Origin of the sequence: Borrelia hispanica CRI (assembly GCF_000500065.1) — a bacterium.
In the GTDB taxonomy this organism is placed as follows: domain Bacteria; phylum Spirochaetota; class Spirochaetia; order Borreliales; family Borreliaceae; genus Borrelia; species Borrelia hispanica.
Map to the genome: position 1 here is coordinate 177,159 of NZ_AYOU01000163.1, position 12,733 is coordinate 189,891.

A 12,733-nucleotide genomic window follows, 5' to 3' on the forward strand; every position below is an offset into this window, starting at 1 on the left:
CTCCTTAGAGGTTATCTTTTGGATCAAATGCATCTCGTAATCCGTCGCCTAAGAAGTTCATAAATAATAGGAAAATTGTCATGATTGATGCTGGTATGAAAATTTTCCATGGATATTCAATAAATGTAGGAATTCCATTTTTAATTAATTCTCCCCAACTAGTCATTGGTGCTGATATTCCAAGTCCTAGAAATGATAGAAATGATTCAAGTATAATGAATGAGGGAACATTCATTGTTGTAATAATCACTATCATTCCAAAGCTATTGGGTATTAAATGTTTGAATATCATTCTTCTATTTGTTGCACCCAATGTCCTGGCGGCTTCTATGAATTCAGATTGCGAGAGTGTTTTTACTTGTCCCCTTACAATTCTAGAAATTGTTAACCATGATATTATACTGATTGCAATAAATAAGCCGATGACATTTCTTTCCATAATCGTCATTAAAGTTATTATTACAAGTAGATTAGGTAAAGAATAGAGAACTTCCGTTATTTTAGTTATAATTCTATCGATAATGCCTCCAAAGAAACCTGCTGTTGCTCCTATTATGCTTCCTATGAGCATTGATATTAATGCTCCAATAAATCCTATAGATATCGATATTTGACTTCCTTGTATTATTCGTGAAAGCAAGTCTCGTCCAAGATTATCTGTTCCTAGTACATATATTCTTTTGTGTATTTTGGTTTCTTTTCCATCAATAATTTGAATTTCAGTTTCTATCTTTCTTTTTATATCTTCAAGTTTTTCTTTTTCTTCTTCATTGATTTCTCTATTTTCCTTTTTTGCTAATCTTTTGATAAAATCAAGTTCTTTTTTGTACCAAAGTTCTCCTGCATATCTAAAAGATGGAGGCAAATCAACATGTTCTACAATTTGAGTATAATATTTATATATTGGTAATATTGGCTGAAGTATTGCAATTGCCATGTAAAATCCAATGACAAATATACTAACATACGCAAGTTTATTTTCTTTAAATCTTAACCATGCTCTTTTGTTTGCTGTTTGAGTATCAATGTTTACACATGTATTTTGTTTTATATTGCTCATTTGATTTGGTCTCCTATATTCTTGGATCAAGTTTTTTGTATATAATATCAGATGCCAAAATGGAGATGAGCAATATTGCTGAGTATACTAATAGTGAACCCATTAGTAATGGATAATCTCTGTTTAGAGATGCTTCTACTGTAAACATACCCATTCCAGCAATTCTGAATATTTGTTCGATAACCATACTGCCAGAAATTATACCAGCAAATGCAGGTCCTATATAGCTTACAATTGGAAGTATAGCTCCTATAAGTACATGCTTTCTAATTATTACATTAAAGCTTAGTCCTTTAGCTTTTGCTGTTCGTACAAAATCACTATTTAAAATTTCTAGCATAGAACCTCTAATTATGCGTGTAAAAATAGCTATCCATGGCAAACTCATTGTTAATATTGGCATAATTAAATTTGCAAGGCCACCTCTTTCTGAAATCCATCCAGAAGTATAGAATAATTTTAATTTGACAGATAGAATATATTGTAAAATAGGACCGGTTACAAATGTGGGTACGGAAATTCCAAATATAGCAGCCATTCTTATTATGTAATCGATGTGTGTGTTTTTGTTTATTGCTGCTAGTGAGCCCAGTACAATTCCGAGTGTAAGAGATATTATTAGACTGATTATTCCAATTGTAAATGACTTAGGAAACCCTAATTTTATATATTGATTTACACTTAAGTCTTTTTTTGCTATTGATGGACCAAAGTCCCCTTTTAATATGTTTTTAATATAGTAATAAGCTTGCATATAAAAAGGCTTATCAAGATGATATTTTTGCATTAGTTTTTCTTTTACCTGAGGGTCAATTGGTTTTTCAGAATCGAATGGATTTCCAGGAGCAAGTCTCATTATCAAAAAACATAAAAAAATTATTATTATTAAAGTTGGTAATGTTTCTAGTAATTTTTGTATACTAAACCTTAACATAATTGCTCCTTACTATGATAGAAAGATAAAGATTTGTATGCGTTATATAATGAACCATTGTAACATAGAAGATGAGATATTATTCAAAAAAATTTAATTTATTTTAATTGATTTGTAAATATTGATATTTTTGATTTGAAATAAACTTAATGTTTTTATTGTTGTTGGTCTTTGTTATATTAATATTATATTGCTTTAATTAAGGTAGTATGTTGCATGAGTAGTTAATTTTATCTATCAGTATTATATTTGAATTTTGTGTTTTAGTTTTATAGGTAAATTTTTTTGTATAAATATGTAACCTTGATTTTTTTAAATTTTCAATGTACAGACATCTAACAAAAATGTTTTATTTAGATGTCTGTTTTTTCTATTTGATGAGTTTAAGTATAGAAAAGTCGAATCTTTCTGAAATGTTAGGCTCCCAGCCAGTCCATTTGTCGTTTCTAAATAAATAATTTCCTGCATATATGTATATTGGAGCTATGGGGAAATCTTTTTCTATAATTATTGATTCGGCTTCTCTTAATATATCTTGTCTTTTAATAGGATCTTGTTCGAGATTAGATTGTTTCATTAAATTTTCATATTCTTCGTTAAAATAATTATATGATGAAAAATTTGAAAGTCCCTTTTGAAATAAAGTTAAAAATGTTGATGGGTCTGAGTAATCGCCTATCCAACCAGATCTTGCTATTTCATAATTACCTTTTTGTTTGTTGTTTAGAAATGATGCCCATTCTTCATTTGTGAGTTCAATATTGATCTTCAAAATTTTCAACCATTGGTTTTGAATAAATTCAGCAATTTTTTTGTGGTTTTCATTTGTGTTATATTTGATTTTTAATGTAGGAAAATCTTTTCCGTCAGGATAACCAGCTTCACTCATTAATTGTTTTGCTTTTTGTGGGTTAAATAGTTCTAATGATTTTTTATAGGAATAATTATTGAATTTTGGACTTACATTTCTTGTTGGAATAGCCCCATTTTTTATAATTTTTGATGTCAATGTTTGTCTGTCAATAGCAAGGGTTAAAGCTTCTCTGATTTTTACATTGTCAAGAGGTTTGATGTGTGTGTTAAATGAGTAGTAATAAATACCGTTAATAGGTGATGAATAATAATCATTTCTTAATTCTATTTCTTTTATTAGGTCAGATGGAATTATTGCAAAGACAGCATCGATTTCGTTATTTTCATACATTCTATAGGCAGTTGATGCGTCATTTATTGTGTAAAATATCAGTTCTTGTACTTCAATATTTTGAGCATTAAAGTAGTAGTCATTTTTTGTAAGTGATATTTTTTCATTCGGTGTTCTTGCATTTAGTTTATATGCGCCACTTACTACCATATTTTCAGGATCTGTCCATTTATTTCCATGTTTTTCAATAACATGCACTGGTACTGGTATAAAAGATTGGTGTACTAACATATCTAGAAAATAAGATTTTGGATCGGTAATAGATATTTCTAGTGTTAGGTCGTCTATAGCTTTAATACCAAGTTCAGATTCTGATATTCTGCCATCAAAATAATCTTCTCCATTTTTAATTGTTGATTTAACAAGTGCAACATAATTTGATGCTGTTTCTTTATTTAATATTCTAAGGTAAGATTTTCGAATACCCTCAGCAGTAATAGGGACTCCATCACTCCAAACAAGATTTTTTCTTAAATGAAATGTATATACAGTGCCATCTTGAGATATATCCCAAGATTCAGCTAGCCCTGGTTTGTATCCGCCAGTTTTTGGGTCACCGATTAAGATGCCATTGAACATTTGTGCAATTATAGTAGAACCCATTTTGTCTTCAGATAATTGAGGATCTATTGATTTAGGTTCTCCTCCTATAGCGATTTTAAATGATACATTTTCTTTGTTGCTTTCCTTACTACAGGATAGGATAGTTATTAAAAAAAATATAATGAATGTTATTTTTTTGATTTGCATTTTTATCTCCTTATTTAACTTAATTACCTTTATTAACTTTAATTCTATTTTAGCTGAAATAATTAAAAATTTTAGATGATTTTTTTATAATTTTTTATTGAATTTGCAACGTTATATGTATTTTTGATTGAGAATAAAATTTACTTTAGTAATTTATGTTAAAAAGATTTCTTAATTAAAGACTTTTATTATATTTAAAATACTTTTTAATTTTTTTTAAAAAAAACCACTCATATAATTCATTTATAAAAGTGGTTTATATTAGAATAATTGTTAATGTTTATGTTTATTAATTTTTGTATTGCATTTTATATTTTATGTATTTTCTTTTTGTTGTTTTATATCTTCATAAAGATAAACTTCTGCAATATTAGGAATCCATCCAATCCATTTATCATGTCTAAAGAGAGCATATGATTTTGGTATTGAAAGTGGAGCTGCAGGAAAATCTTTTTCTATGATTATTTCCTCAGCTTTGCGTAAGATTTCTTGTCTTTCTGTAGGATTTAAGATAAAATTCGATTGTTTTATTAAATTATCATATTGTTTATTTGAATAACCGTATGCTCCAAAGTTGTAATTTTCTGTTGTAAATAGATCAAGGAATGTTAATGGATCTACATAATCTCCCGTCCATCCCATATGTGATATTTGATAATTGCCTGTTCTTCTGCTACCTAAAAATGTGGTCCATTCTTCAATTTCAATCTCAACATTAATGTTTAATACTTTTTTGAATTGCTCTTGTAAAAATTCTGCAGTTATTTTCATTATGTTTTTTTGTGAAGTTTTGTATTTAAGAGTAGGGAAACCTGAACCGTTAGGATAGCCAGCTTCGGCTAATAATTGTTTTGCTCTTTCTGGATCAAACAATTTTAATTGTTTACCATAAGCATAGTTTTCAAATGATGGGGTAATATTTCTCGTTGGTTGTGATTGACCTTTTAGAGACATTTTGTTTAGAGCTTCTCTGTCAATAGCAAGTGTTAAAGCTTCTCTAACTTTTGCATTATTAAGTGGTGTGATAGTTGTGTTGAATGCCATATAGGTTAAGGTATTTGCAGGGTGAGAGTAATAATCGTTTCTTATTCTAGCTTCATCTAGGTATTCTGGTGTTATTGCTGTTAAGAAATCAAGTTCATCGTTTATATACATATTATAAGCAGTGTTTCCTTGCGCTTGATAAAATATTACTTCGTCTATTTCGACATTTGCAAAGTTATAATATTTGTTATTTTTTTCAAGAACTATTTTTTCATTTGGTTTTCTTTCTTTTAAGTTATATGCACCACTTACTACTATGTTTTCAGGGTTTGTCCAGTTTTGTCCGTATTTTTCAATAATGTGAATTGGTACTGGTATAAATGTTTGGTGCGTTAACATATCAAGAAAATAAGGTTTTGGACTAATTAATGTTATTTCTAATGTTGAATCATTTATAGTTTTAATACCAAGTTCAGATTCTGATATTTTACCATCAAAATAATCTTGTGCATTTTTTATTGTTGATTTAACAATATCAACATATTGTGAACCTGTTTTTTTATTTAATACTCTAAGATAAGATCTTCGAATTCCCTCAGCAGTAATAGGTACTCCATCACTCCAGAATATATTTTCTCTTAGGTACATTGTATATACAACTCCATCTTCAGATATATCCCAAGATTTAACTAGTCCTGGTTTATATCCTCCAGTTTGTGTATTTTTTGTTGTTAATCCTGAAAATATGTTTACGATTATTCTGTATGATTGAGCTGAGGTAGCAAGTTGAGGATCTAGTGAATCAGGTTCGGATTCAGCTGTTGTTCTAAATATTATCTTTTCTTTATGTTCATCATTGGAACAAGAAGTTAGCCATATAGTTAAGAAAGATAAAAGAATCATGACTTTGTATTTCATAATTTATTCTCCTTTATAAATATTTTGTATTTTTTTTATGAATTATTCTTGTTTAATATACTTGAATGGATTTTACTTTAATTTGCTAAATAAATAAAGTATAATTTATATAAAATTATTGATGCATATTGTATATTACATTTGAGTATTTTTGGATTTCTAGTATGTTGTTTTTCAAAAACTTTAAAGGATGAAGTTTGATGTTTACACGGAATAAAAGTTTTAATAAGTATTTTAAAGGTATTGAGAACGAATTCTTTAGTAGGTTTAAAGATGTTGAAAATATAAATTGTTTAAATAGTTCGTATCATGAGGCTGATTCTGTTAGTAGAAAGTTGGTTGATACGATGATAGAGAGATTACTTAAGAGTAATTCTACTATTGTTGGTATTCAGAATATTTTAAAACTTTATGAAAAGTCCAAATCTGGTAAGTCTTCAATTATATTAATGGAACATTATAGTAATTTCGATTTTCCTTGTTTTCAATTTTTGCTTGAGAAAATGAATTGTAAGGAAATTTCAGAATATGTTGTTCCTATAGCTGGTGTAAAACTTTTTAAAGATAATTTGTTAATTAAAAGTTTAAGTTTGGGCTATAATGTAATATTCATTTATCCTCCACATGCATTTGTTGATGTTGATAATGAAACTATGAGGGAGAGACGAGTTTTTAATGCTAATTCTATGAGATATGTTGCAGACAAAAAGAATAGTGGTTATATAATTCTTATTTTCCCAACAGCTACAAGATATAGAAAAGGTAAACCTGAGACTAAAAAGATAATTTCAGAAATTTCAAATTATTTTAAAATTTTTGATTATTTCATAATGGTTGGTATTAATGGCAATATTCTTGAAGTTTCATCAAATGGTGATATGTCGTGTGATATTTTTAGAGAAGATGTTCTTGTATATAATACAACCGAAGTGTTGGATATAGTTGAATATAAAACTTTGATTTTAGAAAAATTGAAAAAAGAAGGTTTAGAGCCAACAAAAGAAATTTTAGGTTCTAAGATTGCTGATGATTTAGAAAAACGTTTTGAGATTCTTCATAAGGATGGAGCTAAAATATATAATGATTTAATTTAGGATTTTATTGTAATATGCCTGATATAGATAAAATAAATAAGTTTAAGAAGGAAATAATAGATAATATTGCTGATGAGAAAGCTAGAAAAGATAGTTTTGGCATTAAAATGGATATTGAACCTCCAAAGGATGGTGAGTCTATTCTTCCTTGGGAAGGACAAGAAGAAGTTGTTGATTTTGATGAAGAACATGATGAAGGGCCAGATTTGGATGCTATTCTTGGTGTTCTTGATAATGAGGAAGGACAAAAGAGCGAAGCTAGTGATAATGATATTAATATTTTAAAAAATGCTGAAAATGTGGAAATTGATCCTGAATTTGATAATTTAAATGAGGATTTTGATGTTTTAGGTTCACATTTTGAGGAAACTTTAGATAAAGTTCTTGATGATAATTCTGTAGGTTTAGATGATGCTATTAATTTAAATTTAAATAATTCTGGTAATGGTGTTGATGATGATAATGTTCAAAATTCAAATGTAGAGAATGATTTAAATGCAGATTCTTCTGATTTTGAAAATCCTTTTGAGAATGATGATAATTCTACTCAGGAATCTCAAGATTATAATAATGATGATTTTGATCTTGAGTATATGATTAGTAAAATCAAGGAAGCAGATGATGAAATTTTTTCTAATAAGTTTGCTTCTAATGATGACTCTTTAGATCCTAGTACTAAAGAAGAGAAAGATTGGTCTAATCTTACAGGTGATTTTCAATCTTTAGAGGATAAAGCGAACAAAATTATTGAGGATTCTAATTTTAAAGTTAATTATTCTTTATTTTTTAAACATTTAGATTCTTATCCTAGAAATTTGAGAATTGCTATTGCCGAAGCTTTAATGTTAGAAAATGTTTCTAGATATAAAATTGAGGCATTAGTTGATCTTGTTGAGCAAAATAAAAAAGGGCTCAATTTTATTGCTAAATTTGTTGGCGATATTATTGGTAGATCTGTTAAATTGCCCATTATGTATTATAAGGCAGAAGAATTTAGCAAGCTGGAGAAGCAATTTAGTTATAGACTTTCTAAAGCCTTAACTCCAGTATTGAAAATTGCGTCTTTTTTTATTGTATTAACCTTTTTGTCGTTTTATTTTTTAGTCGATATTATGTTTTTTTATATTGCATCTGATAAAAAATATAAAGAAGGAATTTCATATATATATGAGAATAAAAGAGAACTTGCTAAAGCTACTTTTAAGGATGCATATTATATGCGTCCTAATAGAAAGTGGTTTTTAACTTATGCTAAGGCTTTTGAGAGTATAAATGATTTTGATAGTGCTGAGGAAAAATATGAAGAGTTGTTTACTGTTGATCCGTTTTCTGAGGGTGCTTCTAAGAGGAGACGAAAAATTTTTGATAAAGATGGGTATATATCTTATGCTTTTATGAAGATGAGGCTTGGTGAATATTCTGATGCTAATTCGATTTTGGATGAGGTTATATCTTACGATATTTATGATTATGAAGCATTAATGGCTAAGGGTGAGAATTATTTTCAGTGGGCTCAAGTGGATTCTATGTATTATAAAAATAGTATCAATGATTATACTATTTTACTCTCAAAATATGGACATCGAAAGGAAGTTTTATTTAAGCTTTTTGATGCTTATATTGAAGCTGGTGCTGAGAGAGAGGCTGACAATGTAAATGCTTTTATTAAAACAAATCAGGAATTAGATATTGATGAGGTAGTTTATACTAAGTATGTTAAAAAATTGATAGATAAATATGTAGAATTTACAGTTTATAATAAGCGAATAAATGCTCTTTCTAGAAATTTAAAATATTTAAATGCTCAAATGAATTTACTTAATAAAGAGTTTTCTAATTTTAAAATAAATAGTGGTAAGAGTGTTTCTGATATTTTAAATGATGTTAATCTTAATTCTGAGATTGAATATATTCTTAGGAGGATTTTATTAAAAAATCCTGATTATAATAAGGCATTATTTGAAAGTGGTAGGTATTTTTATTATATGGGAGATTTGAAAAAGTCAGAAGGATATTTATTAACGGCTATAAACGGCTTTAGACAAGAAGATTCAATTAATAATGCTGGTGAAAAGATTATTGCTTATAGAATTTTATCAGATATTTATGATAAGGGAAATGATACGCTTAAAGCAAGTAATATTGTCAGTTTGGCTTTAAATGAATATGATTTTTATAAAAGAAATGGCCTTATTAAAGGTTCTAGAGAGCTTGCTTTAATTTATGAAAAGCAAGGAGATATATTTAGAACTTTAAATGGTTTTCAATCAGCCATATCTTCTTATAAAATGGCAATAAATGAAGGAGTTAATTCACCAGATGTTTACTATAAATTAGCATTACTTAGTTATAAGGAAAATAATTATAAGGATGCATTAACTTCTTTATTTAAAGTTGAAAATATGTCTGGATTTGCAAATAGTAATAAGGTTTTAAATTCAATTGCATCTGTTCTTTATAAAATGGGTGATTTTGAGGCTTCTAGGAGTTATTACTTAAGAGTATTGCAAAATTTGGCATCAGAGAAATCCAGTATTTTAAGTTTGAGACCTAAAGGAAATGATCACCATAAAGCTTTGTTGCTAAGAGAAATTGAAGTTTATAATAATCTTGGAGTTGTTGAGATAATAGCATCTCTTGGTAATAAGGTTAAGTCTGGTGTTATTATAGATCATGATCTCTTTGATTCAGGAATTGCAAATTTAACAGAATCTTCTAGAATATTTGATCTCTTAAATCGTGATGATGATATGATGAAAAACGTTAAAAGGGATCTTGCTAGTTTAAATCTTAGAAGCGTATTTAAGAATGATTTTACAGGTTTAAAGATTTTATTTTATGATAATTTAGCTGATAATCTTTAGATTTTTAATTTATCAGCTTAAGGACATTGTAGAATTGTCCGATTAATGTGTAAGGGTTTATATGAGAAAAGCTTGCTTTATTATTTTCTTGTTTATTGTATTTAATTTATTTTCTGAATCGCATGATCACTTGAGTATTAATATTGATGATGTTTATGTTGAAGCTCATGATGATGGATTTCATCTTTTTATTAGAAAAAAACCAAATATTAAATCAGTTATTTTAACCGAATCTTTTGAAATTCCAGATAAAAATAAAGATGCTTCTACTTATTCATTTAGAACCTTAGAATATAATACGGTTAATGGTGATGAAATTAGAATTTTAAATGGTCGAGTTATTCAAAATAGAAGTCTTTTATCTTTAACATCTTCTACTCCTGTACAAAATAAAAGATTTGGAGAAGCTTTTCATATTTTAATACCTAAGAAATTGAGGTATGGATTTCCAAATTTTTCAACAAGAAGTGGAGATATCGATTTAGAAATTTTAAAAAGGAATAAGGAACCTTTTTGGTTTTCAATTAGAACTTTTGAAAAAAAATATAATGATTATTTAGGTCGATATAAAGATAATGCTTATGAATTGTTTTTTGGAGATACGCAACGAGAAAATATAGTTGAAAATAGTGTTTTAGAAGAGGGATTTTCTAGATTTGCTGATGATGTTGTTACTGCAAATAAAGGACTTGATATTGTTGATAAGATAAAAGATATTTTAGAAAAATCAGAAGATCCACTTGTTGATTTAGATCTAGTTTTTGTTATTGATGTTACTGATAGTATGAAGAATCATATTGAAATTTTACGAGAACACCTTCTTGATATGGTGGAACCTCAGTTGAATCAGTTTAAGTCTTATAGAATAGGTTTTGTGTTTTATAAGGACTATCTTGAAGATTTTTTAACACGATCTTTTGATTTTAATAGTAAAGAATATTTACATAACGTGCTTGAAAGTATTAATGTTGGGGGTGGAGGAGATTATCCTGAAGCGGTATTTGAAGGGGTTAATGCTGCTGTTACTCAATTTGATTGGAAATCAGATAATAGATTTATTATTGTACTTGGTAATGCTCCTCCCCATGAGTATCCTCGAGGTCCTATAGTTTATGACGATGTTATTAGAGCAGCTAAGGAGAAGGATATTACAATTTATGGTATATTACTTAAATAGTAAGTTTTATTAGTTTTAATTTGTTTTGTTTTTTTTATTGGGTTTTGATCTTTTGTAATATTTTTTGAGATAGTGGTATAACCCACTTAGGTGTTTCAATGTTAGATTGTATTAATTCTTCAAAGAGCTTTTTTGCAGTTTCTTTTTTATTATTAATATAATATATGAATGCAATTTCATACTTTCCGGTAGCAACAATTTCTTTATTTTCTTGGTAATTTTTAATCATTTTTTCATATATTTTTAAAGCAGTTTGATAATCATTAATATTTTTTGCTTTTTGAGCTTCTTTTAAATAAATTCTATGAGAAGTTTTTTCTGTAAGTTGTTTATCTAGATGAGCTATTGTATAGCAGGAAATTAATAAAATAGTTAATGGTAGCATTAATTTGTTCATTCGTTATACTCTTGTTCTATAGAAAATACTTAATTTAATTTTATTAGATATAAAAGAAGAAAACAAGTTTATGTTTGTTTTCTTCTTTATATTTTATTTAGAAGGAATTATTATTTTCCAATTTTCAAGTATTAGATCTGGATTTTGAATTTTTTGTCTGTTAGCAAACCAAATTTTTGGCCATAAATAAGGGTCATGATATAATTTTTTAGAAATTCCCCATAATGTATTTCCAACTTTGATTATGTATAGTTCTTTACTTGAATGACTTTGATAAGCTTTTAAGTATCTTGCAGAATCTAGAAATAATTCGTTTGCTAGCCTCAGATTATTGAGATTTTTAGCTTCAAGTCCTTGTTCCCATAGTTGTCTGGCTTTTTCAATGAGTTGAAGTGTTTTGAATTTATTTGCTTCTGTATTTTTTACCTCTTCTACTTTTTCTTCATAAGGGAGTACTATTGCGTCTATTTGGCCAAGTAAATAAGTGTTATCTTGTAAATTCAATAGATTTACTCTTTCACCTTTATCTTGAATTAAGCTTCTTCCATTCCATGGTGATGGCTTGATAAGCTTATTGTTGCTATAAATAGGAAGATTAGAAGCAGCTTCTAGTGCTTTTAATTGTTTGTACATTCTTTCTTCTGTTTCTTTAAGAGCTCTTGCTTCCTTTGCCTTTTTAGCCGTTTGTTGTGCTTTAGTAAATGCTTTGCTGTACATTCCAAGAGCACTTTCGATATCATATATTTTGTATTTTCTTGTTGCCTCGAAATATAAATTGTTTACTTCATCGATTTCTAATGGGATCCATATGTATGCTTCATTAACTTCGGCGTCATTTAAATATTTTTCAATATTTTCTTTTAAATAATTTATTTTTTCTTTTTTTTCTATTGTGTCTCTTACGATATTTCTATATCGTTCTAGTACTTTTATGGCAAGTTCATTGCCTTCTTGAATTATTCCTTTTGAAAATTTATTATTCATTTCTTTTTCGAGCTTTTCAGCTTCATTGAATTCTTTAGAATAAAAGAGATTACCCCTTTCTCTGATGACTCCATTTTTCATTTCTTCAATGTCTCTTTTTATATCTCCAGTTTCTTTAATTGCGATTTTGGAGTTGTCATTTTGTTGATCCTCTGGTGTGCTATTGCATGAAATTAGGGAAATAGCAAAAACAAATAACATTAAAAATAATAACTTGCTTTTTTTTATCATAAATACATCCTTCTTATGTGATATTGATTACATAAATTAAGAACTTTACTTTTTAGATACCACTTCTTATAAAGCCTCTAAGTAGTATATTATTACACAATTTGATATTATACAATTTTATTGTTTCATATTACAT

Annotated in this window: 9 protein-coding genes; 3 read left to right on the top strand and 6 right to left on the bottom strand. The window is 27.8% G+C overall.

The genetic code is table 11. The features are described 5' to 3' along the window. Positions 1-4: 4 nt before the first annotated feature. The 4 genes from U880_RS0107775 to U880_RS0107790 form a co-directional block, all read right to left on the bottom strand. Positions 5-1,060, bottom strand: coding sequence for an ABC transporter permease (locus U880_RS0107775; RefSeq protein ID WP_024655472.1), 1,056 nt, complete (start codon positions 1,058-1,060; stop codon positions 5-7). 13 nt (positions 1,061-1,073) lie between these two features. Beyond that, positions 1,074-1,994: an ABC transporter permease gene (locus tag U880_RS0107780; protein ID WP_024655473.1), complete on the bottom strand. Its 921-nt coding sequence runs from the start codon at positions 1,992-1,994 to the stop codon at positions 1,074-1,076. A gap of 370 nt (positions 1,995-2,364) precedes the next feature. Further along, on the bottom strand, positions 2,365-3,948 hold the full coding sequence (locus U880_RS0107785) for a peptide ABC transporter substrate-binding protein (protein WP_024655474.1): 1,584 nt from the start codon (positions 3,946-3,948) through the stop codon (positions 2,365-2,367). 315 nt (positions 3,949-4,263) lie between these two features. Next, a complete protein-coding gene (locus U880_RS0107790; protein WP_024655475.1) occupies positions 4,264-5,850 on the bottom strand; it encodes a peptide ABC transporter substrate-binding protein in 1,587 nt (528 codons plus the stop codon). Positions 5,851-6,050: 200 nt separating this feature from the next. Here U880_RS0107790 and U880_RS0107795 point away from each other — a divergent pair, with 200 nt between their 5' ends. The 3 genes from U880_RS0107795 (at position 6,051) to U880_RS0107805 (ending at position 10,985) form a co-directional block, all read left to right on the top strand. Beyond that, complete coding sequence (locus tag U880_RS0107795; RefSeq protein ID WP_024655476.1) at positions 6,051-6,944, top strand: 1-acyl-sn-glycerol-3-phosphate acyltransferase; 894 nt, start codon at positions 6,051-6,053, stop codon at positions 6,942-6,944. 14 nt (positions 6,945-6,958) lie between these two features. Further along, complete coding sequence (gene flcA / locus U880_RS0107800) at positions 6,959-9,808, top strand: periplasmic flagellar collar protein FlcA (protein ID WP_024655477.1); 2,850 nt, start codon at positions 6,959-6,961, stop codon at positions 9,806-9,808. Between the two features lie 61 nt (positions 9,809-9,869). Continuing rightward, positions 9,870-10,985, top strand: coding sequence for a VWA domain-containing protein (locus U880_RS0107805; protein WP_024655478.1), 1,116 nt, complete (start codon positions 9,870-9,872; stop codon positions 10,983-10,985). A 34-nt stretch (positions 10,986-11,019) separates the two neighbouring features. Here the strand turns inward: U880_RS0107805 and U880_RS0107810 are convergent, their stop codons facing one another. After that, positions 11,020-11,382: an outer membrane protein assembly factor BamD gene (locus U880_RS0107810; protein ID WP_024655479.1), complete on the bottom strand. Its 363-nt coding sequence runs from the start codon at positions 11,380-11,382 to the stop codon at positions 11,020-11,022. A 93-nt stretch (positions 11,383-11,475) separates the two neighbouring features. Further along, on the bottom strand, positions 11,476-12,597 hold the full coding sequence (locus U880_RS0107815; protein ID WP_024655480.1) for a LysM peptidoglycan-binding domain-containing protein: 1,122 nt from the start codon (positions 12,595-12,597) through the stop codon (positions 11,476-11,478). Positions 12,598-12,733: the final 136 nt, after the last annotated feature.